The organism is Acinetobacter sp. YH12097, assembly GCF_013419225.1.
Classification (GTDB): domain Bacteria; phylum Pseudomonadota; class Gammaproteobacteria; order Pseudomonadales; family Moraxellaceae; genus Acinetobacter; species Acinetobacter amyesii.
Genome location: NZ_VPAN01000010.1, coordinates 21,755 through 43,509 on the forward strand (window position 1 = coordinate 21,755; position 21,755 = coordinate 43,509).

At 38.8% G+C, this 21,755-nt stretch carries 26 protein-coding genes and 1 pseudogene; 12 read left to right on the forward strand and 15 right to left on the reverse strand.

The annotated features are described in order from the left end of the window. The first annotated feature begins 12 nt into the window (after positions 1-12). The gene (locus tag FTU37_RS06410) at positions 13-927 is read left to right on the forward strand and encodes a LysR substrate-binding domain-containing protein (protein WP_180007845.1); all 915 of its coding nucleotides are present in this window, start codon (positions 13-15) and stop codon (positions 925-927) included. 319 nt (positions 928-1,246) lie between these two features. Here the strand turns inward: FTU37_RS06410 and map are convergent, their stop codons facing one another. After that, positions 1,247-2,041 (reverse strand): type I methionyl aminopeptidase, encoded by a 795-nt coding sequence (gene map / locus FTU37_RS06415; RefSeq protein WP_168378636.1) that lies wholly within the window; start codon positions 2,039-2,041, stop codon positions 1,247-1,249. 349 nt (positions 2,042-2,390) lie between these two features. On the opposite strand from map, the gene brnQ reads away from it, so the two are divergent. Together brnQ and FTU37_RS06425 are read left to right on the forward strand one after the other, a co-directional pair. Then, positions 2,391-3,683 carry a branched-chain amino acid transport system II carrier protein gene (gene brnQ, locus FTU37_RS06420; RefSeq protein ID WP_180007846.1) on the forward strand — a complete coding sequence of 431 codons (1,293 nt, stop codon included), beginning with the start codon at positions 2,391-2,393 and terminating at the stop codon, positions 3,681-3,683. A 559-nt stretch (positions 3,684-4,242) separates the two neighbouring features. Further along, positions 4,243-4,479 (forward strand): hypothetical protein, encoded by a 237-nt coding sequence (locus tag FTU37_RS06425; RefSeq protein WP_078188534.1) that lies wholly within the window; start codon positions 4,243-4,245, stop codon positions 4,477-4,479. Positions 4,480-4,752: 273 nt separating this feature from the next. On the opposite strand, the gene FTU37_RS06430 is transcribed toward FTU37_RS06425, so the two are convergent. Beyond that, positions 4,753-5,214 (reverse strand): hypothetical protein, encoded by a 462-nt coding sequence (locus tag FTU37_RS06430; RefSeq protein ID WP_180007847.1) that lies wholly within the window; start codon positions 5,212-5,214, stop codon positions 4,753-4,755. Positions 5,215-5,387: 173 nt separating this feature from the next. On the opposite strand from FTU37_RS06430, the gene FTU37_RS06435 reads away from it, so the two are divergent. Together FTU37_RS06435 and FTU37_RS06440 are read left to right on the forward strand one after the other, a co-directional pair. Next, positions 5,388-6,248: an alpha/beta fold hydrolase gene (locus FTU37_RS06435; RefSeq protein ID WP_180007848.1), complete on the forward strand. Its 861-nt coding sequence runs from the start codon at positions 5,388-5,390 to the stop codon at positions 6,246-6,248. 216 nt (positions 6,249-6,464) lie between these two features. Then, complete coding sequence (locus FTU37_RS06440; RefSeq protein WP_078188537.1) at positions 6,465-6,950, forward strand: Lrp/AsnC family transcriptional regulator; 486 nt, start codon at positions 6,465-6,467, stop codon at positions 6,948-6,950. 85 nt (positions 6,951-7,035) lie between these two features. Here FTU37_RS06440 and FTU37_RS06445 read toward each other — a convergent pair whose 3' ends face one another. Together FTU37_RS06445 and FTU37_RS06450 are read right to left on the reverse strand one after the other, a co-directional pair. Beyond that, positions 7,036-7,248 carry a hypothetical protein gene (locus FTU37_RS06445; protein ID WP_168378640.1) on the reverse strand — a complete coding sequence of 71 codons (213 nt, stop codon included), beginning with the start codon at positions 7,246-7,248 and terminating at the stop codon, positions 7,036-7,038. After that, a complete protein-coding gene (locus tag FTU37_RS06450; RefSeq protein ID WP_180124021.1) occupies positions 7,245-7,457 on the reverse strand; it encodes a DUF4177 domain-containing protein in 213 nt (70 codons plus the stop codon). The genes FTU37_RS06445 and FTU37_RS06450 overlap by 4 nt, the downstream gene beginning before the upstream one ends. Before the next feature lie 385 nt (positions 7,458-7,842). Here FTU37_RS06450 and FTU37_RS16835 point away from each other — a divergent pair. Beyond that, positions 7,843-8,629: pseudogene (locus FTU37_RS16835) on the forward strand (IS3 family transposase); the annotation flags it as partial. A gap of 125 nt (positions 8,630-8,754) precedes the next feature. Here the strand turns inward: FTU37_RS16835 and FTU37_RS06455 are convergent. The 4 genes from FTU37_RS06455 to FTU37_RS06470 form a co-directional block, all read right to left on the reverse strand. Continuing rightward, positions 8,755-9,246 carry a hypothetical protein gene (locus tag FTU37_RS06455; RefSeq protein ID WP_078193829.1) on the reverse strand — a complete coding sequence of 164 codons (492 nt, stop codon included), beginning with the start codon at positions 9,244-9,246 and terminating at the stop codon, positions 8,755-8,757. A gap of 361 nt (positions 9,247-9,607) precedes the next feature. Continuing rightward, positions 9,608-11,002, reverse strand: a complete 1,395-nt coding sequence (gene fumC, locus FTU37_RS06460) for a class II fumarate hydratase (protein ID WP_180124022.1) — start codon at positions 11,000-11,002, stop codon at positions 9,608-9,610. Positions 11,003-11,200: 198 nt separating this feature from the next. Next, positions 11,201-12,208, reverse strand: a complete 1,008-nt coding sequence (locus FTU37_RS06465) for an SDR family NAD(P)-dependent oxidoreductase (protein WP_180124023.1) — start codon at positions 12,206-12,208, stop codon at positions 11,201-11,203. Positions 12,209-12,725: 517 nt separating this feature from the next. Further along, positions 12,726-13,322, reverse strand: coding sequence for a phosphatase PAP2 family protein (locus FTU37_RS06470; RefSeq protein WP_180026274.1), 597 nt, complete (start codon positions 13,320-13,322; stop codon positions 12,726-12,728). 314 nt (positions 13,323-13,636) lie between these two features. On the opposite strand from FTU37_RS06470, the gene tusD reads away from it, so the two are divergent. From tusD to FTU37_RS06490, 4 genes are read left to right on the forward strand one after another with little or no spacing between them, the layout of a single operon-like run. Next, positions 13,637-14,005: a sulfurtransferase complex subunit TusD gene (tusD, locus tag FTU37_RS06475; RefSeq protein WP_078190984.1), complete on the forward strand. Its 369-nt coding sequence runs from the start codon at positions 13,637-13,639 to the stop codon at positions 14,003-14,005. A 45-nt stretch (positions 14,006-14,050) separates the two neighbouring features. Next, positions 14,051-14,401, forward strand: coding sequence for a hypothetical protein (locus tag FTU37_RS06480; protein WP_180022111.1), 351 nt, complete (start codon positions 14,051-14,053; stop codon positions 14,399-14,401). Positions 14,402-14,409: 8 nt separating this feature from the next. Further along, positions 14,410-14,703, forward strand: a complete 294-nt coding sequence (locus FTU37_RS06485; protein ID WP_257225234.1) for a DsrH/TusB family sulfur relay protein — start codon at positions 14,410-14,412, stop codon at positions 14,701-14,703. Between the two features lie 48 nt (positions 14,704-14,751). Next, on the forward strand, positions 14,752-15,063 hold the full coding sequence (locus tag FTU37_RS06490) for a TusE/DsrC/DsvC family sulfur relay protein (RefSeq protein ID WP_111884335.1): 312 nt from the start codon (positions 14,752-14,754) through the stop codon (positions 15,061-15,063). Between the two features lie 83 nt (positions 15,064-15,146). Here the strand turns inward: FTU37_RS06490 and FTU37_RS06495 are convergent, their stop codons facing one another. After that, positions 15,147-15,626, reverse strand: a complete 480-nt coding sequence (locus tag FTU37_RS06495) for a helix-turn-helix domain-containing protein (RefSeq protein ID WP_078191046.1) — start codon at positions 15,624-15,626, stop codon at positions 15,147-15,149. Positions 15,627-15,775: 149 nt separating this feature from the next. Then, positions 15,776-16,675, reverse strand: coding sequence for a LysR family transcriptional regulator (locus tag FTU37_RS06500; protein WP_180054853.1), 900 nt, complete (start codon positions 16,673-16,675; stop codon positions 15,776-15,778). 97 nt (positions 16,676-16,772) lie between these two features. Between FTU37_RS06500 and FTU37_RS06505 the strand changes: the two genes are divergently transcribed. Next, positions 16,773-17,225 carry a CidA/LrgA family protein gene (locus FTU37_RS06505; RefSeq protein ID WP_180124024.1) on the forward strand — a complete coding sequence of 151 codons (453 nt, stop codon included), beginning with the start codon at positions 16,773-16,775 and terminating at the stop codon, positions 17,223-17,225. Then, complete coding sequence (locus FTU37_RS06510) at positions 17,222-17,932, forward strand: LrgB family protein (protein WP_171262654.1); 711 nt, start codon at positions 17,222-17,224, stop codon at positions 17,930-17,932. Before FTU37_RS06505 ends, FTU37_RS06510 begins: the two co-directional genes overlap by 4 nt. Before the next feature lie 64 nt (positions 17,933-17,996). Here the strand turns inward: FTU37_RS06510 and FTU37_RS06515 are convergent, their stop codons facing one another. The 5 genes from FTU37_RS06515 to FTU37_RS06535 are packed head-to-tail and all read right to left on the reverse strand — an operon-like array spanning position 17,997 to position 21,605. Next, positions 17,997-18,743 carry an adenosylcobinamide-GDP ribazoletransferase gene (locus FTU37_RS06515; RefSeq protein ID WP_180124025.1) on the reverse strand — a complete coding sequence of 249 codons (747 nt, stop codon included), beginning with the start codon at positions 18,741-18,743 and terminating at the stop codon, positions 17,997-17,999. Beyond that, positions 18,740-19,363: a histidine phosphatase family protein gene (locus tag FTU37_RS06520; protein ID WP_180124026.1), complete on the reverse strand. Its 624-nt coding sequence runs from the start codon at positions 19,361-19,363 to the stop codon at positions 18,740-18,742. Before FTU37_RS06520 ends, FTU37_RS06515 begins: the two co-directional genes overlap by 4 nt. Continuing rightward, the gene (gene cobT, locus FTU37_RS06525; RefSeq protein ID WP_180124027.1) at positions 19,364-20,416 is read right to left on the reverse strand and encodes a nicotinate-nucleotide--dimethylbenzimidazole phosphoribosyltransferase; all 1,053 of its coding nucleotides are present in this window, start codon (positions 20,414-20,416) and stop codon (positions 19,364-19,366) included. After that, positions 20,413-20,934, reverse strand: coding sequence for a bifunctional adenosylcobinamide kinase/adenosylcobinamide-phosphate guanylyltransferase (gene cobU, locus FTU37_RS06530; RefSeq protein ID WP_180124028.1), 522 nt, complete (start codon positions 20,932-20,934; stop codon positions 20,413-20,415). The genes cobT and cobU overlap by 4 nt, the downstream gene beginning before the upstream one ends. After that, complete coding sequence (locus FTU37_RS06535) at positions 20,931-21,605, reverse strand: 2'-5' RNA ligase family protein (RefSeq protein ID WP_373686289.1); 675 nt, start codon at positions 21,603-21,605, stop codon at positions 20,931-20,933. Before FTU37_RS06535 ends, cobU begins: the two co-directional genes overlap by 4 nt. Positions 21,606-21,755 lie beyond the last annotated feature (150 nt).

Below are 21,755 nucleotides of genomic sequence, written 5' to 3' on the forward strand. Positions count from 1 at the left end.
GGAATAAGAACAGTGCTGAGTGATCTAGATGATTTTTATTGTTTTGCCCAAGTGGTCGAACATGGTGGTTTTAGTGCAGCAGAACGTGCAACAGATATTCCAAAATCAAAACTGAGTCGTCGGGTCTATAACTTAGAAGAACGTTTGGGTGTCCGCCTGATTCAACGTAGTTCACGACATTTTGCTGTTACAGATATTGGTATGAATATCTACCGCCATGCACAAGTTATGATGAATGCCGCTCAAGCCGCACATGATTTGGTTGATCATCTCAGTACGCAGCCGCGCGGCTTAATTAAAGTCAGCTTACCTGTTTCCATCGCGCAAAATGAAATGACCAAAATATTACCTGAATTTTTAAAGCAATATCCAGAAATCAAAGTGCAAATGATGGTGACCAATCGGCGCGTAGATATCATTAATGAAGGCTTCGATCTTGCGCTACGTGTACGTTCAAATCTAGACGACGACCCCAATTTAGTCATTCGTAAATTTGAAACGATTGAGCAGCACTTATTTGCCAGTCAGGCCTATCTGAATAAATTTGGTGAACTCAAACAGCCCGAAGACTTATCACAACATCAAATATTAAGTATGGCGGATGAGCATCTCGATCAACATATTATTGTGACCGATGCACAGCAGCATCAGAAAAAAATTAAAGTCAACCCAACGGTAATGGGCTCTGACCTATCGATGTTAGCTGCACTGGCCTGCCAAGATTGTGGCGTGGTGTTATTACCCGACAGTATTGTGTCCGACCATGTGAAATCAGGTGCTTTGGTTCGTGTGTTACCTGAATGGAAAGCTGCACATGGTATATTCCATGCTGTTTATCCATCTCGTCGTGGCTTATTACCTGCTGTACGAGTATTCATTGATTACTTAGTTGAAAAACTCAGCCAACATGAACACGCTAAATTTTAGGCAAAAAAAAGCTTACCCATGTGATGGGTAAGCGAAAACTTAAAAACTAAGAAAATCAGAAACTACAGCAGAATCTGTAATCATATTATATAAATAAAATACATCTTTATTAAATCGTTAATAGCTCTAACTGATTTTCAGAGTTATAAGCAAAGCCTTATAAATTAAGCTATAGACAAAACCTCTTAGTCTTAAAACCTATAACGTTCATACACACCACAAATTATTAGACTAAAGTCAAAAATTATACACATGTATAATTTAATTTAACTTCAATCATTTAGATACAGCAGATTCAGGATTAAATTCGCGATTTAGCTTAGATTGCAGGATATGTACCTGTACCTTCTGGCCATGGAGATAGCAACTCAAAACCACTATCGGTTACAACCACCATATGTTCCCACTGTGCAGATAAAGAGCGGTCTGCAGTAATCACTGTCCAGCCATCTTTTAACTCTTTAGTTCGCGCTTTACCGCTGTTAATCATCGGTTCAATGGTAAAGACCATGCCTTTTTTCAGAATCACACCTTGACCCGGTTGACCATAGTGTAAAACGCTCGGTTGCTCATGATAAACCTTACCAATTCCGTGACCACAGTATTCACGTACTATGCTGTAGCCTTCACGATGAGCAACTTGTTGAATGGCATAGCCTACATCCCCCAAAGTTGCTCCCGGTTTAACTGCATGAATCCCTGCAACCATGGCTTCGTAGGTAGTTTCCACTAACTTTTTAGCCGCAGGCGAAACCTCACCCACATAGTACATACGACTGGTATCACCAAAATAACCATCTTTAATGATGGCAACATCAATATTGATAATGTCGCCATCTTTCAATACAGTTTCTTTCGAAGGAATACCATGACAAACCACTTCATTCGGTGAAATACAGGTGGTTTTGGTATAGCCATAGTAGCCAACGTTGGCAGGAATCACTTTAAGTGTGTTGACGATAAAATCATTACAGATATCGTCTAGATATTCAGTGGTCACGCCCGGCTTGACATACTCCCCGATCATCTCTAAAACCTGAGCAGCTAAACGACCTGAAATGCGTAATTTTTCAATATCTTGCTCGGTTTTAATCGTGATTTTGGAAGCTTTCATCTGAATATCCTCAAATTTGAATACACCGAATTATAGACCTTTTAGATTTTTTTTGTTTTATTCAGCCAATATTTCTGCATTTATTCGGCTTATAGCATCCTATTTAGTGCTGAAAATTAGAACAATTGATTTATATCTGATAAATCTTAATAGCTAAACTTATTCCTATAAAAATTTTATATACAATAAATTTCTTTTATTTATCATAAATATAAATAAAACATTATTTTATCTGTCAATATATTCATGATTCGTATTATAAAAACTATCTATACGATTTATAAATTTTGCTCCAAAAACGAGCTTAATTGCACTAAAATTGCCTTTTTTCACAGTTCATCTCCCCTTTATGACAAGTCTTCGTACACGGGATATTGTTGCCTTAGGTTTTATGACCTTCGCACTGTTTATTGGTGCAGGCAACATTATTTTCCCACCAATTGTCGCACAGCAAGCGGGTGAACATGTTTGGTTAGCTGCATTTGGTTTCTTAATCACCGCAGTTGGTCTACCTGTCATCACGATTATTGCTTTGTCGCGTGTTGAAGGTTCTATTCAAGTTTTAAGTTCACCTTTGGGTAAAGCAGCCAGCATTATCCTTACTGTCGCGTGTTACTTAGCTGTTGGACCTTTATTTGCAACACCTCGTACAGCTACCGTTTCATATGAAATTGGTTTCTCTTCTTATTTTGGTAACGGCGCAAACAGTCTGCTAATTTATAGCGTGATTTATTTTGCATTAGTGACCATTGTTTCACTTTATCCAAACAAAATTTTGGATACTGTGGGTTATTTCCTTTCACCGCTCAAGATCTTAGGTCTCATTGTACTGGGTATCTCTGCGTTCTTTATCCCTGCTGGTGTAATTCCGCCTGCAATTGGTAACTACGTGGCTGCACCAGTTTCTGAAGGTGTGGTCAATGGTTATTTAACCATGGATACTTTAGGTGCTTTAGTTTTTGGTATCGTGATCGTAAAAGCCATTACTTCACGTGGTGTAACGGATAGTAAGCTCGTCACCAAGTATGCTGTCATTGCCAGTATTATTTCAGGTATTGGACTTACACTGGTTTATATCAGCTTGTTCAAACTCGGTATGGGCAGCCATGATATTGCTCCAAATGCAACAAATGGTGCAGTGATCCTGCATGCATATGTACAACATGCATTTGGTGATATGGGCGCTTATTTCCTATCTGCAATGATCTTTGTTGCATGTATGGTTACCGCGATTGGCTTGACCTGCGCATGTGCTGAATATTTCTCAGAATTGACTAAAATTCCATACAAAGTTTTTGTGTTCATTTTAGTTGGTTTCTCACTGCTGATTTCAAACTTAGGTTTAACCAAACTCATTGCAGTTTCAGTGCCTGTTTTAAGTGCAATTTATCCACCTGCGATTGCAGTTATCCTACTTAGCTTCTGCTCTAAATGGTTTATTTCACCATCACGAGTTATTGCTCCTGTTACCGCTTGTGCGTTTATTTTCGGTATTTTTGATGGTTTAAAAGTAGCTGGTTTCGAAGATGCGCTTCCAAGCTTTATTGCCAATCTACCGCTTGCTCAACAAAATTTAGCATGGCTGATCCCTTCTGTGATTGTGCTGATTATTGCTGCTGTAATTGACAAAGTTAAAAAATAACCTTTTTTGACCTGTCTAAAATCGGAGTTTTACCCGAATGACGATTTTACCTGTGACCAATAATTGTCGAGTTTTACCCAAACTGACTTTTATTTGTCCTACTACAGCGCAAAAATCCTAAGTCATTGAACTTTTTTAATAAAGTTTTATTTTCATGATGAGAAAAAAATCCAGCCCTTTGGCTACAAAATATAATAATAGTTAAAATACAACTACTTTCTGCAAAATACACCGTACACAAACTCCATGATTAAGCCCGATTCAGACTGTAAGCTAGGCGGTTTCGTGTCATAAAGCCGATATACCCGTGTTGGTATATATATTGCTTATTCATACATAGATATTATGCATCGACCATTTTACTCACCAGTCAACACCTTTAGATTCATAATATTTAGTATATGAATAAAATGATTATTCTTATACGATGATCTAACATAGTTTTATGACAAAATAATGACATTTGCTATTGAAATACTTCTAGTTTCGAAGTACAACAGTAGTTCAAACCTGACCAAAATCATGGGTTTTGGCTAAACAACAACAAGGAGGGGTGGAGATGTTATCAGTACATTTCAAAAAGCAATTCTTCATTAACGCTCTGAAGGCAAATAAGAACATGGTGACCTATACAAGCACCACTATTGCTCTCATGCTGACACTACTTATTCAAGGCTTAATACAAGGAAATTTAAGACCTGAATATTTTGCTTATGCGCTTATTGTCTCTGTAGCCTTTTATTTATGGGCAGTCATTGACCACAAATATCGAAAGCAAAAATCAACAGAATTTTAAGTTAGAAGATGGATGAGGCATCATCCATCTTGAAAAAAGAAAGATGCCACCCCCACCTTCTCGATCATTTAATCCTTTTTAAATAACAATACAAATAATCCCTAAAATAACCAGAAAATCATCAGCCTTTTCTCATAAATTTTCAATTCTGCAGAACTTAAAATTTTGTTTATATAAATTCTTCGACCTAACAATCGTCTGCACTTTAAAAGCTTTTATCTCCTAATTAGCCTCCAATCTAATTGATACGATTTTTATTTGATACTACTTTGCTTAAAACCAAAATTTAACGATGACTCCGAAGAGCAATCCGAGTGTTGCAATTAACTCGCCAATCACCAATCCAAGCATTGCCATACTCATCATCCATTTAGGTAAATGCCATTTGCCTAAGACGTGCGGTACTTTAAATTGATTGGTGGTATCAGCTAAAAAGCCATGCAGCACATAGCTTAAAATCGAAAAGCTAAAAAAGAACAAATTGATGATTACAAAGAGTAAATTGAGTGTATGTGGAAGTGCTGAAAAATAGGCCAATACCGCTAAAATAAGCGTCGCTGGGGCGTATAACAAACTGCTCCGATGTGCGATATCTACATAATAATGCGCACGTGCCAGTTCAGACTGCCTTATTTGTGCATATTTCCACACACCTGTGAGCATACCTACCCATAAATAAATCCCACTAAAAACTATCGCAATTTTTACTGCACTCGAAAGTTGAAGCATGTCCATTTTAATTTACATCCATTGTTCAATTATACGCATTATTTTTATCTGTATTTCTTCTGCAATAGTACTTGCTTCAAACCTGTTATGACATGACTTTAGAGTCATACTCTTTTCAGGTTTCTTTTTGGAACTTGTGTAAATTAGTGACATCGGAACACACCCATGAAGTTTGAATCATGTCATCATCTGAAAAACTCACGATTCATTGCCAAGACGGCTATTCACTGAGTGCGCGCTTTTATCCGCACCAGACAGAGCTCAAACAGGCTTTACCTGTGTTGATTTGTCCAGCCACAGGCATTACCAAGCAATTTTATAATAGCTATGCAACATGGTTGAGCCAACAAGGCTATGACGTTTTAGTTTTCGATTTTCGTGGTATTGGTGAGTCGCTACACAGCCCTTTAAAACAATCGACAGCAAGTATTGTGCAATGGGGGCAGCTAGATATCCCTGCGGCAATCGACGCTTTGATCAGTAAAACGCAGGCACCTAAAGTCATATTACTCGGTCATAGCGCAGGCGGACAATTATTAGGTATCGTGCCAAATTATGACAAAGTTGCCAAAGTGGTTGCTGTTTCTGGCTCTACAGGTCATGTCAAAGATCTTAAAGGTCGCACCAAGCTTTTAGCTCCAGTGATGTTTAATGTGATCTTCCCGATTGCACGCTATACCATTGGCTATGGCCCGACTAATGCGATTGGCATGGGTGAAAATTTGCCAAAAGATGTTGCTCGTGAATGGGCTGAATTTTGTAGCAAACCCGGTTATGTCATCAACGCCTTAGGCAAAACTGTTCAGCATGATTTTCATCAACAGGTGAGCTGTCCGATCACTGCCGTATGGAGCTCTGATGACGAAATCGCCACGGAAGCCAATGTCAAAGACTTGCTGCGCTTATACCCGAATGCTTCGACTCAAATGATTGAGTTAAAACCGAAAGAAACAGGTCATAAAGCCATCGGACATATGTTGATGTTTAAATCGTCACATCAAAACCTATGGCCGATCATTGAACAACAGTTACACGCTTAAGTTTTTGCCACTCAGTCAGTAATCCGGCTGAGTGGTTTTTTTATAATCTGCACAAGATTTTCTATTTTTAGCTTCAATCACCCTGCCTAACACCTTACATAATTTATTTTTCTATCTTTAAAATCTGCATTGCAAGTCCGAGTGTACTAATTTTCTTCAGCCGACCATTGCAAAAAATGATATAACTATTTTTTCTCAATTATATTCTATTTTGGCATGAGTGAAGCACGACACAACCTCGACAGAATTGATCGTTTAATATTATCCGCATTAAGAGAAGATGGACGACTCACCATAGCCCAGCTTTCTGAACGTGTTGGTCTCTCCTCTTCGCCATGTTGGACACGCTTAAAACGTCTAGAAAATTTAAAAATTATCGATGGTTATACAGCCAACATCAATCCAAAATCGATTGGGATCAATGAATTATTCTTTATTGAAATCACATTAGAACGTCACGATGATGAAATTTTAGATCAATTTAGTGAAACTTTAGCCAATATGCCAGAAGTGGTAGAGGCACATTTAGTCACTGGCGATTACGATTATTTAGTGAAAGTTGCGGTTAAAAATGCTGAACACTATGAGCGTTTTTTGCGTAAAAACTTATATTCTATGAAAGGTATACGCCATACACGCTCTATTTTTGCGCTACGACAATTAAAATCTGCCAGCAGTGCTGACCTTATGATGATTGAGTAATGAGCCAATATAGATTTAATCTATAAGATGACTTTAAAATTTAAGGGCAATTGAGTTCAGCACTCAATCGCCCTATTTATGCGGTCTAATCTATAAAGCCATCTTTTTTCAATTTTTTATCTGTCAAATACTCACGTATGACCAATGTTGCGATAATAATGATGGCTTCTAGAATCGCCACAGTGACGGTTATTTTGGTAAATACTTCGACACTGAGCAACTCAAACCACAACTGAGCGATGGCTAATAACCCCCATAAAACTGAAATAATAAGTGCGCTAAAGACACCATATTTCATATTTCTCTATCCAAAACAACTACATAAGCTTCACGCTTCCAAAAAAGTAGCATACGGCGGATATCTTTTTCCATCGTAATCACCGCCCAACCTTGCTGCGCATTTTGATTTAAAAAATTGGTGAATTTAACAGGATCAACTTTTGAAGAGCCAAGCAGTAAAGATCCCAGCATGCCTTCTTGATAGATAACAACTTTATATTCTTTCATCAATATAGTTCTTTATGGTTATAGTGAAATGAACAAATGTTCAGGGCAAAGTATAGCGATCGCTTTTTTCTAAAATAACCTAGTTTTACCCGCCTAATTTGCTCAGCAATTTTTTCGATTTTATGTTTTAATACATGCAGTATGAGATGAGCCTTATATGAGTATCACGCGAGTGATACGACTAGCCCCTAACCATGGGGCTTTTTAATGTCCGCATTTATGATTTTCAAGTTTTAGCATCTTTGAGAGACTCTTTCGCTAATAGTTTGCTGTGTCTTTCGACATGCTGCCAGCATAGCCCTATACTCGTAAAGCTAAGAAAGTATTCAAAGCAACGATATACTTACTTAAATCTATCACCGATCAGTTAAAAATAATCACTGCAGTCTCTTCTGCCTGCAAATATCTAGGTGTCAGCACTTCACGCTTCTATGCATGAAAAATGTTAGATTTATTTATGTATGATGATTTGAAAGCTATTCATTGGCAGCATCATACTCATTTAGGCGCACAATCATGTCCATGACATACATGATCTTGATTATCGTATGAATGAATGTTCTGTCTGTAGAATCTAAGAATATTTAAAAAGCTAAGTTTACTGAATAAAGTTGCACGCAAATATAAGCATACAACGGATATTACTTATATCAGTACCAAGCAAGATGGGTTGTATTTATGTGGATGCTAAGTTTATTTAGTCGTTGTACTGTCTGTTGGCAAACTAGCCATTGTAATGGTCAAGTAAAATCAGACCATCAATTGATATGCGTGTAATGCATTTAATTAAGCAGTAGCTCATCAAGGTTATCCAAACAGGTGCATGGTACATTTCCTTGCAAAGCAATACTTCACAGACTCGAAGTACTGTAATCATGATTGTAGGGGCTATTTATTGATGAATAACGGTATTCTAGTATACAACCGTCGCGACCTTACACAGTATGCTGCTCATGGGATAATGCAGTAAGCGAAGCTTGTCTCCCACATTAAAAGACCATGTGATTCACGGTAGTGTTTACTACTAGAAAAGAAACCGATGCTGTATTATTCTCAAAGTTTACTACCATCGAATTAGACGACCTTCTACAAATGACTGGTTAAGTCTAAAAGCCTTTAAGCAGAAATATTTTAAGTATTTAGAAGGGATGACCGTTCACGATATTGTTTAGGATCAATGCTTCAGTTACTTGATGGGTCACTATGAAACAGTCACTTGCCGAAGTAAATCTGAAGTTCTGCTGTACATATAAAAAATCCTCCTAAGCGGAGGATTTTTCGACTAACTTTTTGACGTTTAGAATTTTGCTTCTAGTACATTCGCTGACACTTGGTTTTTCCAAAGCTCACGTAACGTCGGTAGATAGAATTTTTCACCTAACTCAACCAACTCTGCATCAATCAAACCATGAACTTCGTGCATGAATAGATAATCCAGTTCAACAGTTTGTAATTTTGACTGTGCTTTTTTATATTCTTTGCGCTTTTGCTGTGCTTTTTTTACCAAGTTATCTGCATAAGCACGGTCTTTATATTGGGCAATAGCATTCAAACGTAGTTCGATTACGCCCCAACCACTGAGTAGCAATTTAAATTTTTCAAAATCTGTCGTTGTCGATTCCCAGCTCATTTCTTCAAGATTTTCATTTTCAGGCAAAACTGGTAGCAAAAGCTCCATAACACTTGGGAAAATCTTTTTAAAATTCAAAACAAATTTAACAGGATGCTCGCCCGGATAGTCTTTAAATTGAACGTTCTTTTGGACATCTGTCAAATAGATGGTGAGCATTGGGGGAAATCCTTAAATAAAACACTGTCTTGCAAATATTTATTCAAACAAATGTCAAATAGCAACGAAAACAGAAAAAGAAAGGCATTTTAACAAGTGTGCCAATGAATTCAAAGCCCAATCCAATGAATTACTCGCTTCATCATCAGGCCTTTCTTCATTTTGTTCGTTTCCCTATTTTTAATAAATCGTCTGGTTTCTATACATACATTTCAAGATGAATATGAATCCAAAGAATCTGTGTTAGGCAATAACTAGTTGAAAAATAATTCAATCATATATCCAATAAAAAGAGGGGCTGAATATGAATCAGCCCCTCTTTTTATTTTCAAACACTCTAGATGAATGATCTCAAACCAATTTATTTGGTATTGGGTAAAACCATTTGCTCAGGACGAACCACTTCATCAAATTGCTCTGCAGTGACTAAACCGAGTTCTACCGCAACTTGCTTTAGAGTTTTACCTTCTTTATATGCAGTTTTAGCAACTTTTGCAGCATTTTCATAACCAATTACAGGATTGAGTGCCGTAACTAACATTAATGAATCATGTAAGAAATGATCGATTTTTTCACGGTTTGGCTCAATGCCTACTGCACAGTGGTCATTAAAGCTATTACATGCATCACCGAGGAGTTGAATAGATTGCAATAAGTTAAAGGCAATAACAGGCATAAACACGTTTAATTCAAAGTTACCCGATGCACCGGCAACATTAATGGTTGTGTCATTTCCAAGTACTTGAGCAACCACCATTGTCATGGCTTCACTTTGAGTTGGATTGACCTTACCTGGCATGATGCTTGAGCCTGGTTCATTTTCTGGAATACGTAGCTCACCAAAACCACAGCGTGGGCCACTGGCTAACCAGCGCACATCATTGGCGATTTTATTTAAACTTGCAGCAAGTGTTTTTAAAGCACCCGACGCGAATACAGCTGCATCACGCCCTGCTAGTGCTTCAAATTTATTTGGCGCAGTGACAAATGGCAGACCCGTTTGTTTCGCAAGTTCTGCTGCTGCTTTTACAGCATATTCAGGATGTGCATTCAGACCTGTACCGACCGCTGTACCACCTAGTGGTAATTCATACAGTCCTTCTAAAGCTTGATTTAAACGCTTCAAACCATGATCGAGCTGTGAAACATAGCCGCTAAACTCTTGGCCTAATGTTAAAGGCGTTGCGTCCTGTAAATGTGTACGGCCAATTTTAACAATATCTTTAAAATCGTTAGATTTAGCTTTTAAGGTATTACGCAGTTTTGTTACTGCAGGAATTAAAAGCTCATTGATTTGTAGACTTGCAGCCACATGAATTGCGGTTGGGAATGAATCGTTGGTCGATTGAGCACGATTGACATGATCATTGGGATGGACAGGTTTTTGTGAGCCCAACGGATTACCCAGTTTTTGATTGGCAATATTGGCAATTACCTCATTACAGTTCATGTTACTTTGCGTACCTGAACCAGTTTGCCAAACTACCAGTGGAAATTGTGCATCCCACTGCCCTGAGATCACTTCTTCGGCTGCATTGACGATATAACCAGAAAGTTCCTGAGGGATTTGACCCAATGCTGCGTTAGTAATCGCTGCTGATTTTTTAACGAGACCCATTGCACGAATCATTGGACGTGGTAAACGTTCACCACCAATTTTAAAGTTTTGCAAACTACGCTGTGTTTGTGCACCCCACATCGCATCGCTAGGTACTTCAACATCGCCCATTGTGTCATGTTCAATACGTGTTTGCATAAATGACCTCATATCCTTATCTATAAAATTGAACGTCTGTGCAGAATCAAATTCTGCTGATAAATACAGTTTAGGTAACTTGTTTAGACTTGTAAATAATAACCATTATCAATTATAAGTGGTTTATTTGATAATCTTTATCGTGATTTTATAAAGAAAATCATGCACGATGATTAAATTCACCCAATACAAGACGAGTTAATTACCTCTTAATGTTTGTTGATAGAAACGCCATTCATCTTCTAGCATTTTCTTTAAATCTTGTTCAGGCTGCCAATCAAAAGTACTTTTCGCTTTCTGTGTACTTGCCCCAAGCTGGTCATATTCATGGCTTGGATAAAAAGTAGATTCGACAGTCTTAATCTCGGCCTTAGTTACTTCTGAAAGCGTATCTAATAGTTGCTGTATCGAAACCAACTCACCTGAAATATTAAAAGCCTCACAGGCGAATTGCTGCTGCGACAACCATTGCAAACATTGCCACACCGCCTTACAACAGTCGAGTACATGCAAGAAACTCCGTTCCACAGTACCATCTCCAGTTGTAGCTTGTTTGCGAAGTTCGATAAAATCTCGTTGTAAAGCCCCAACTTGCATCGCTAGTGGCACGATATTTTTTGGCAATGGCGCTACAAACTCACCTAAAACTGCATGCTCGAAAGCACCTGCGACGTTTCCTAAACGCAAAATCGCAATTTTCCACTCATTATCAGTACGTGCCGTATCCCGTATAATTTCTTCCACCATTTGTTGAGATTTCACATAGGGATTTGGATAGGTAAAATTGATTTCTGTGTCTTCTGTTAATTCTGCCGACGACTGTCCATATACCGCTAAACTTGATAAATGGATCAGTGTTCGTACACCTGTTCGCTGCATAGCACGCAGCAAACTCATGATACAACTGACATTATCATTATAATATTCAAGTGGTTTAAGGACGGATTCTTCAAATGACTTAAAGCCTGCCGTATGAATGACAGCATCGACGGTATATTGTTCAAATACTTTATTGAGTGCGGGAGTATTTCGAATATCGAGTTTGACAAAAGGTACATACATGCCTGAAATAAATTCTAGTCGTTCAAGTGTTTGTAAATTTGCATTGGATAAATTATCCACAATAATGACTTCTTGACCTTGAGCCATTAAACTCAAGGCTATATGTGAGCCTATAAAGCCTAAACCACCAGTCACTAAAATCATTGTTTAGATACTCCTTATAGTTATCAAGCTTTTACAACTCTTTGGCATCATCTTGAAGTAGTCACCAACTTTTCTACAGATCAAAATTATTAAACCTCGCCTCAGCATTTTCCATGAGCCGAACAATCTGCAAGAGCATTCTAGTTTTATCTTACTGCTTTGGAATTTTGACTGTGTTGCAGTTATGAATATTAACTGTATTTGATTTACGACAAATGACCTCGCTAGCCAATCAATTTTGAAGAAATCTCAAGATTACGTGGTATTTGAGTGAACGCTTTTAGAAGAAGATATTTAAAAAAATTCGCACTACTAAATATTTGATGTAGGACAGTCGAACTAGAAAACACCTGCTCGAATGAGCAAATGGAATTGAGCAGTCTGACTATTTTTTGAGGTATAGAATCTGGATGTGAACGCCAGATGAATCATCATAAATATTCATCTGGCAAGATGTTGGCAATGTAACTATAACAGCAGCAAACGTTTGAAATCGCAAATATCTAAGCAACTTAATTTAGCGGATATAGCCTTTTTTAATCATGGCTGAGAATAGGAACTCGTAAACTTTTAATATCATGCTCACCAAATGAAAACCATAGCTTCGCCATAAAGACAGTCCGACAAAATTAAGCAAAACAGCGATGATCAACGCGCCCGCCATATCCATTGGATAATGCACACCTAAATAGACTCTCGACCACGCCACAAGAAAAGCGAATGCGAGAAATACATAGCCGACGGTTTTTTGCTTTGAAAATATATAAGAAAATGCAATCGTGCTAAAAAACAGCATGTGATCACTCGGGAAGGATCCATTCGGTGAATGTTCTATAATCGTGCGTCCGACGTCCAAGACAAAGGGTCTAGGATAGTAAAAGAAACTCGAAATCACTTGGCTGATCAGAAAAGCGACGATTGTAAAAACTGTGGCTTTAACGATTTGTTTTTTGGTGTCAAAACTGCCTTTAAACCAAGCCAAAAACATCAAAAGAATCACGATATAAAATAGATCATTGGCAATAAATATGGCAAAAGAAATAGTGAAATCTAAAGCATTGTCCGAAGCATTGATTGAATTAAATAAACTTAAATTAAATTTCTCTATATTCATGAGATGGTTTAAAAAATGAAAAGATCATAGCACTCTGTAAAATCAAAAATTGCGTTTTATTCATATAAAGATTTTTCAGTATGTAACCGTAGAGTTTATTTATGAAAAAGTGATGGCTCGAGGCTGAATCCAAATTAAACCCAATGTTATACCAATCGTTCTATTTGAAGAAAAATTTGCAATGGCAGTGCTGCCTAAATAAGCAAAACTGTGCAAATATTCAGATCATTGAGTAAATCATTGTATACTAGCTTTTTCTTCTGAACTCAGAACAAACTGTCGATCTAGACCGTTTATTCATTTAGTGAATTTCGATGAGTACTCTATTACTAATTACCTCCTCACCCACTTCGATATTGGCTTGGCATGCTTTGGGTCTTGCCCAAGCGCTGAAGCAAAAAGGCGAAAACTTTCGGGTTTTTTTCTATCAAGATGGTGTAAATGTCGCAAATGCCCTGCAATGGGTGCCAGATGATCAACGCAAACTCAGTAGTGAATGGCAAAAACTCGGCATTCGTTTACCTGTTTGCGTAAGTGCAGCTCTCGCACGTGGGATCACAGATCAGGAAAATGCACAGCGTCACAATATTCAGCAACATAATCTAGCTGAGCAATTTGAACTTGTGGGCCTAGGCGAACTCGCCGATGCCGTACAAGCTGCTGACCGTTTATTGCAATTCTAAGTATTTTGATTGCCGCGCATTTGTAGCATTGAAAAGGAAAATTACGTGAAATCTGTACTGGTTGTTTTAACTCATGCAAATCTTGCAAGCTTACAAGTACATGAAAGTCTTTCTGCAACCATGGTGCTTGCAACCTTCGGCTGTGACGTTAAAGTGTTGCTCAAAGATGCTGCGCTGAGCTTACTTCAGGCAGAACAAGAGTTTAATCAGCTCAAGCATGCATTTAAACTCGCATCCAACATGGTTGATAGCTTTGAGTTTTATGATCTCACCCCGATTTATATTGAACAAAAAAATTCACAGCATCCTTTTGTGATCAACAGTGAACAAGAACTCGAATTTGTTCAATTCAATACCGAATTGATTCAACAATTCGATCATGTGTTGTATTGGTAAAAAGAGGAATGATGATGTCAAATTCTACGCTGTATTTAGTCCAAGCCAGCTATGCCAATACCCTACAGCACATCCAGCAGTTAGCCAGTTTAATCAACCCTGAAGATGCAATCATCCTGATGGGTGAAGCAGTCTTACATATTGCAGATGAACAAATTCAGCAATTTGGCACATGTTATGTACTTGAAAATGATGCTGAAATTTTAGGTAAAAGTATGAATTATAGTCATATGAAAGTGATCGACTATGCCGCTTTTGCTGATCTATGCCTCAGATTTAAAAGATGTATTTCACTCAAATAATTTGAGTGAAAGCGATCCATTTCTACAATCTTCTCTTTTGGAACGAATATGAATCTTGAATTAGACCAAGATGGCCATTTGGTGGATTACACTATTTGGAATGAAGCTGTTGCCCAAGAACTGGCTAAAAGTTTAGAACTTGAGTTAAGCCCTTGGCATTTTGAAGTTTTACAAGCTGTGCGACAGTTTTATCAACAGTTTGGTCACTCGCCAGCAACTCGCCCACTCATTAAATTTTTAATGAAAACGGTGAGCGCTGATATTAATAATGCGGTGTTACAAGACAAATTTAACACCGGTTTGGTCGCTCGACATTTAAGTCGTTTAGCGGGCATCCCTAAACCTGCAAATTGTTTGTGATTTTAAAGCAACCCAAATACTGCTTAGGCTAATTTGGCTAAATAGATGCAAATCAGCATCTTGAAGAAAGCCATAAAAACAGCTTATGCAGGTTTTAATTGATTTAGAGCGATGTAATAGGCTTGGGTAAATATCGGTTTGACCTGTTTGGCTTGGATCGGTTCAGCACAACATGAGCACACTAAAACCGGTTTAAATTTTTGCCCACATGCCTGATGGACATATTCAACAGGTGATCCTAAGCCCTGATCCATATATTGATCGGCCCAATGGGTCATAGCTAAAAGGATTGGATACAAGTCTAAGCCTTTTTGCGTCAGTCGATATTCAAAACGTTCCTGACGCTCGACATAAGCAACTTTGGTTAAAATACCCTCTTCAACCAAACGCTTTAATCGGTCGGATAACACATGACGCGTCACACCGAGATTTTGTTGAAAGTCATCAAAACGTCGAATGCCCATAAATGCATTACGGATAATCAACATGGTCCAACGATCCCCTAGCACTGAAAGCGCACGAGCGATTGAACACGGTTGTTGACCAATATCATCCCATTTCATTTTATGAACCATCAAAAATAACGACCAACACCCAATTTAATTCATGCCTGTTGATTTTGCAAAATCCTTTTCAATAATCTTTGATATACAAATCATAAATCGACCTTCATTTCCAATCATTTATTTCATCGAATTGATCTGAGAATGAACTAAAAATGTATTTTGTCTTTATTGTCCTCAATTATTTCTAGCCAAGCACGCGTTGCGGGACTCATGGCAACAGTGGTATTCCAGGCCATACTGAGTTTCCAGTCTAGGTTTGGATTTTCTAATTCAGCCATATGGTATTTTGCCGCATCAAGTTGTTCACAATAAATTTTAGGCAGGAGTGCAATCCCGACATTTGAATCTACCATTTTGGCGATGAAGTCCCACTGGCTACTTTTACACACTACATTGGGCTCAAATCCGACGTAGTTTGCCGCCTGTATAATGATGTCATTGAGTGTGAAGGTATCGTCATACAATAAAAATGACTCTTCTTTTAATTCAATCAACGAAACGGTTTTTCGCTTTCGCCATTGTGAGTTTTTTTTGGATAATAAGCACAAAGGTGATTCCATGACTGGTATACCGCTTAATACCGGTTTCAAGTGCCCCAAAATAATTCCGACATCGACCTGTTTTTTTAAAATGGCACTTTCAATACCCGTCGCCCCAACCTCAAAAAAGCTCAATTCAATATTCGGATATTTTCGATGAAACAATGCAATTAACTGACTAAATAGCACCGATGCCAATGGTGGTAAACCGAGGGTCAATTTACCTTGTTTTAAGGCGCGCACTTGTGTGACCGTATCAAGCATCCGTTGTTGTTCGTTCAAAATCACTAAGGCATGCTGATAAATCTGCTCTCCCATATAGGTGAGCTGTGCTTCCCTTTTTCGACCTGCTTCTCCTTTATGAAATAAAGGCACGCCGATCTCGTCTTCTAACTGACGAATTAATTTACTAATGGTCGGCTGAGTGACAAAAAGCGCTTCTGCTGCATGACTAAAACTCTGTTTTTGTACGATGGTCACAAAGACTTTTAGGCTTTTAATGTCCATTATTATTCCATTTAAGCATAATTAATAATTAATTATTCATAATTATACAGGGTATGCACTTTTAAAATAGCGTCATCTCCTATTCTACTGTCGTCTCATGGATACGCTTCCACAATCTATTTCCAAATTTACCCAGTTTCTCAAGACCTTAGCGCAGCTAAGTTTATTGATATTGATCTGGTGGATCGGCTCTTGCATTCAATCATGGTTTAACTTGCCGATCTCTGCTGGCGTGATTGGTTTATTGCTGCTATTAGCTGCATTGTTGAGTGGTTTATTTAAAATGCAGTGGGTCAAACAAGGCTCAGATTTTATTTTGGCTGAACTGGTTCTATTCTTTATCCCCTGTGTAGTTGGATTAATTAAATATCAAGATTTATTACTCAGCTCTGGCTGGCAGTTAATTTTAGCCGTGGTACTGGGTACCGTCTGTGTCATGGTGTTTACAGCATTTACGGTTTATTGGGGCTTTAAACTCGAGGCAAAACTTAAAGCGAAACACCAAACTGCGACAGATCATGATGTCAACACAGCAGGAAAAACCTTATGAACGATTTTGGGTTGAACAGTATCTCAGTGTTGTTTTTCGTCCTGACCCTTGTCGGTTATATTTTGGCGAAAAAGCTACATCGTAAATTACCGTATATGGTTCTTTCCCCTGCACTATTCGTCCCGTTTGTGCTGATTATACTCATGCTTTGCTTTCATATTTCATATGACACCTATATGCAAGAAAGCCAATGGATTGTATGGATGCTCGGCCCGGCAACTGTGGCCTTTGCTATTCCCATCTATGAATATCGGCAAATTATCCGTCAGCATGCGCTGAGTATTAGTTTGGGCATCGTGATTGGCATGTTAGCAGGAATTATCAGTGCTTTTTATTTGGCACAGTTGTTTCAGTTTGACCAAGAAACGTCTTATAGCTTAATGGCACGTTCCATTTCTACCCCCTTTGCCATGGAACTTACCTCGAATATTGGGGGTTCAGTCGAATTGGTGATTCTATTTACCATGATTACTGGGATTGCCGGCGTGGCTTTGGCTGACCTAGTTTTGGCTGGGCTTAAATTGCATTCACGCTTTGCGCAAGGTGCGGCTCTTGGCAATGCCGCACATGGATTTGGTACAAGTAAAGCATTATCACGTCATAAAGAAGAAGGTGTTGCAGCCTGCTTGAGCATGGTACTTGCTGGGGTCTTTATGGTATTGCTTGGGCCATCACTTATTCATTTGGTCATTTATCTATTGGGATAAATAAAAAGCCCAGTGCAATAGCTGGGCTTTTTAAATGATGATTTAAACTGTTTCATCTGTAAAACTATGCAGCTAAATAATGTAGTGCAATGACAAACGCTAAAAGACTAGATACCTCAATAATTTCAATCGCAGCACCAATTGTATCGCCCGTCACGCCACCTATACGCTGAATAAATTTCCATCGTAAATACAGTAAAGTACAAATAAACGCGAATATACTCACAACTCCAGGCCAGCTAAAATACAAACATGCACTTAGGCAGAGTGTAAATATCATGTATGCCGACTTTCGTGGAATAGTTGCTGCTATCGATGAGCCTAAGCCTTTTTCACGGACATATTGAGTTGTTAAAAACAAAAATAAAGGGGCTAAACGACCCAATACTGGAAATACAATTAATGCCAAATACATTTGCTGTTGTAGCGAAACATAAAGTGCCGACCATTTAAGTAAGCAAATCACGACGAGGCTCAACACACCAATCGGCCCACATGCAGGGTCTTTCATGATTTTAAGTGTACGCTCGGCATCGCCAAAGCCACCGACCCATGCATCTGCCGTATCGGCTAAACCATCTAGATGTAATCCACCTGTGAGCCAAATCCAGACCACAAGCAAAATACTACTGAGTAAGACGATCGGCAGGCTGTGAAATATAAAAGCAAGCAAGGCAAGAATGCCACCGATCAACAATCCCACCGCTGGATAAAACAGCAAAGACTGTCCATTTTGCTGTTTCGATGGCATCGCTTTAAGTTGAATCGGGAAAGTCGTGAGAAACTGTAGAGCAATCCAAAAAGGTGTCATTCACTTTGCTCCAAAAGACGAATATTTGCACGATTTTGCACAATGAATGAATTTAATTGTCCCAATTCAGCCGTCATTTTTAATAAATCATCTAAATGACTTTGCTGTGCCATACATTTTAATAATTTAATCACGCCACCATGGGAAACCAATAAAACGCGTTGCCAATGATGCTGTTGAGCCTGCAAGACTAGCTCATCTAGACCGCTTAAGATCCGTTGTTGAAATTGCTGAAGACTTTCTGCATTCGGTGGCGTAAATGTGCTTGGACTTTGCCAAAACTGTGCGAGTAACTCTGGGGTGTTTTCATAGATATACTTGGTTGATATTGCTTCCCAGTCGCCAAAATGCATTTCTTGAAACTTCGCATTTTCAAACATTGGACGTTCAAGCTGTTGAGACAGTTCCAAAGCAAATAAACGGCAACGCTGTAAGTCAGAAGTGATGATGACATCCCAGCTCGCTAAACCGTATGTATACGTACCGTCTAATGCTTCATCTATGGTCTGCTGCATCTGCTGCCAACCTTTTTGCGTCAAAGCATCATCTGTAGAGCCACGTAAGGTATGGCTCAGTTCAGTCTCACCATGACGCAATATATCTAAACGGAAATGTTCCATTTAAACTTTTTCACCAATCACAGCAGCTTGTGCGAAAGTCGCCATGTTGTTATGTAAACGACATGCCAAACGAATTAAACCCAAGGCCGCACCAGCACCGCTGCCTTCACCTAAACGTAAATTCAACTTCAAAAGTGGTTCAGCTTCAAGAGCTTGAAGTAAACGTTGGTGCCCATATTCAGCCGATTGATGACCAAAGAGCATCCACTCACGTACAGCTGAATTTAAACGAACAGCGACCAAGGCAGAAACCGTACTAATAAATCCATCCACGATCATTGCCAGACCCAATTGCGCACAGCGAATGTATGCTCCAACCATTGCGGCAATTTCCAAACCACCTACAGCACATAGAGCTTTAAAGACATCTTGGCCGACATAGTCCTGATGTAAAGCTAAAGCTTGATCAATCACTTGTTTCTTATGTGCCAATTGTTCAGCACGAATACCTGTACCAACACCTGTCAGTTTTTCGGCCGGCTCATTAAATAAAAAACATGCGACAGCAGAAGCCGAACAGGTATTGCCAATGCCCATTTCCCCTGCGACATAAATAGACGCACCTGCAGCGATAGCATCTTCAACACTTTTACGGCCAAGATTCATCGCTTCAATACATTGAGATTCAGTCATCGCAACAGTTTTAGCAAAATTTGCCGTCCCTGCTGCAATACAGTAGCGCTCAACCCCTGCATATTCATAGGCATCACCCACCGAACCACAGTCAATCACTTGTAGTTTGGCTTGATACTCACGTGCAATGACACTAATACATGCACCACCTGTCGTGAAGTTTTGTAGCATTTGGCGTGTGACAGCTTGAGGATAGGCCGAAATATTTTCTTCCATCACACCATGATCACCAGCAAAGATGGTAATCCACGGAAAATCGATATTGGGCTGATCCGTGTTTTGTAATGATGCAAGTTGCACCGCAACATTTTCAAGTTCTGAAAGTGAGCCCGTAGGTTTGGTTAGCTGTAACTGGTGATTTGCCGCCTGTTGCTTAGCTTCGATACTCGGATTTTGACAGGGTTCTTGCCACCAGTTCATGCTTTATCTCCTTTTAAGATCATTGGAAAACCTGCAACACAAAACACCACATGGTCAGCGATTTGACCCATTTGTTGATGTAAGCGCCCAGATTCATCGACGAATTTTCGACTGATTTGTCCCATGGGAACAACGCCTAGTCCAGTTTCGTTACTGACTAAAATAATGTCTGACTTTAATGTTGGCAGCACCGTAAGTAATTTTTGGCATTGATGCTGTTGAAAGTCTCCTTGTTCATGCAGCAATAAATTACTCATCCACAGCGTTAAACAATCGATAAGAATGGTTTGATGAGCTTGGTCTATTTCAACTAAGCGATCGGCTAAATACAAAGGCTCTTCAATCAGCCCCCAATGCTCTGGGCGATCGGCTTGATGATGTTGAATTCGCTCCTGCATTTCCTCATCATAGGCTTGTGCTGTAGCCACATAGATCACGGCTTGAGCACTTTCTTTGGCTTTTTGTTCTGCAAGTCGGCTCTTACCTGAACGTGCCCCACCCAAAATAAAATGAATCATGACTGTGCCATCTCTATATTTTGTCTGAACTGATGTTGATAATAAGGACTTAATGCCCCTTGTAGTACTTGAGCCTGATAATGACCAAAAGTCAGTTGCTCGCTTTCAAAATCAAAGCTGTGCTGTTCAATTTGTTGGATTCTTTCAAAAATATCATCGCTATTCCATGCCCGTTTATACAAGCCCAATGTGATATGCGGACAATATTCGATTGGTGCAATTTCATTCGAACTTAAATTCAAAGCTTGACGTAGATGGTCTAACTTACGATCTACATCCACAATTTCAATAAACAGCGCGCTTTGAAAGCTATTGATCTGACCTGTACGTAACCGAATATTAGATAGCGATAACTGTCGAAGTTGTTGTCGGTGCAGTGCCAATTCATCTGCTGAGAAATTATCATTCCATCGTTGTTCAGAATGATCTATTAATTGGGTTTTATTTAACTCTTCAATAAAGCCACAAATAAACACGGTAATATGAAATTGGCGCGTATTTGGCGTGTATAAAAGATCTGAAAACTGCGCTCGAAGTGCTGCGAGATACGCCAATAATTCAGGATCCTGTATTTCTATATACCACAAAGCATAGTGCTGACGACCTTGATGCCAATCGGGATAATCCTGATTGAGCGTCGGTACGACTTGCATTGAGGGTTTTAAAAACACAGATAAATCACTTTAAATTTAATCTGCTTTATTAAAGCATGAATCAAAACAGACTTTGCCCAATTTTGATTTAGTAATATTCATTTAAAGCTGAAATTCATTCATCTAAAGCTTCTTTGTAAGAAAAAAATGCCGAGTCATACTCAGCAT

Bases quoted from the DNA above. Each gene is read 5' to 3' on its own strand.
- FTU37_RS06510 (WP_171262654.1), top strand. From the start codon at position 17,222: ATGAACGATTTTGGGTTGAACAGTATCTCAGTGTTGTTTTTCGTCCTG.
- FTU37_RS06440 (WP_078188537.1), top strand. From the start codon at position 6,465: ATGAGTGAAGCACGACACAACCTCGACAGAATTGATCGTTTAATATTA.
- FTU37_RS06500 (WP_180054853.1), bottom strand. From the start codon at position 16,675: ATGGACATTAAAAGCCTAAAAGTCTTTGTGACCATCGTACAAAAACAG.
- FTU37_RS06425 (WP_078188534.1), top strand. From the start codon at position 4,243: ATGTTATCAGTACATTTCAAAAAGCAATTCTTCATTAACGCTCTGAAG.
- cobU (WP_180124028.1), bottom strand. From the start codon at position 20,934: ATGATTCATTTTATTTTGGGTGGGGCACGTTCAGGTAAGAGCCGACTT.
- FTU37_RS06465 (WP_180124023.1), bottom strand. From the start codon at position 12,208: ATGATTTTAGTGACTGGTGGTTTAGGCTTTATAGGCTCACATATAGCC.
- FTU37_RS06435 (WP_180007848.1), top strand. From the start codon at position 5,388: ATGTCATCATCTGAAAAACTCACGATTCATTGCCAAGACGGCTATTCA.
- cobT (WP_180124027.1), bottom strand. From the start codon at position 20,416: ATGAACTGGTGGCAAGAACCCTGTCAAAATCCGAGTATCGAAGCTAAG.
- FTU37_RS06515 (WP_180124025.1), bottom strand. From the start codon at position 18,743: ATGACACCTTTTTGGATTGCTCTACAGTTTCTCACGACTTTCCCGATT.
- FTU37_RS06470 (WP_180026274.1), bottom strand. From the start codon at position 13,322: ATGAATATAGAGAAATTTAATTTAAGTTTATTTAATTCAATCAATGCT.
- fumC (WP_180124022.1), bottom strand. From the start codon at position 11,002: ATGCAAACACGTATTGAACATGACACAATGGGCGATGTTGAAGTACCT.
- FTU37_RS06520 (WP_180124026.1), bottom strand. From the start codon at position 19,363: ATGGAACATTTCCGTTTAGATATATTGCGTCATGGTGAGACTGAACTG.
- FTU37_RS06445 (WP_168378640.1), bottom strand. From the start codon at position 7,248: ATGAAATATGGTGTCTTTAGCGCACTTATTATTTCAGTTTTATGGGGG.
- FTU37_RS06485 (WP_257225234.1), top strand. From the start codon at position 14,410: ATGATGATGTCAAATTCTACGCTGTATTTAGTCCAAGCCAGCTATGCC.
- FTU37_RS06455 (WP_078193829.1), bottom strand. From the start codon at position 9,246: ATGCTCACCATCTATTTGACAGATGTCCAAAAGAACGTTCAATTTAAA.
- FTU37_RS06505 (WP_180124024.1), top strand. From the start codon at position 16,773: ATGGATACGCTTCCACAATCTATTTCCAAATTTACCCAGTTTCTCAAG.
- FTU37_RS06495 (WP_078191046.1), bottom strand. From the start codon at position 15,626: ATGAAATGGGATGATATTGGTCAACAACCGTGTTCAATCGCTCGTGCG.
- FTU37_RS06430 (WP_180007847.1), bottom strand. From the start codon at position 5,214: ATGGACATGCTTCAACTTTCGAGTGCAGTAAAAATTGCGATAGTTTTT.
- map (WP_168378636.1), bottom strand. From the start codon at position 2,041: ATGAAAGCTTCCAAAATCACGATTAAAACCGAGCAAGATATTGAAAAA.
- brnQ (WP_180007846.1), top strand. From the start codon at position 2,391: ATGACAAGTCTTCGTACACGGGATATTGTTGCCTTAGGTTTTATGACC.
- FTU37_RS06450 (WP_180124021.1), bottom strand. From the start codon at position 7,457: ATGAAAGAATATAAAGTTGTTATCTATCAAGAAGGCATGCTGGGATCT.
- tusD (WP_078190984.1), top strand. From the start codon at position 13,637: ATGAGTACTCTATTACTAATTACCTCCTCACCCACTTCGATATTGGCT.
- FTU37_RS06490 (WP_111884335.1), top strand. From the start codon at position 14,752: ATGAATCTTGAATTAGACCAAGATGGCCATTTGGTGGATTACACTATT.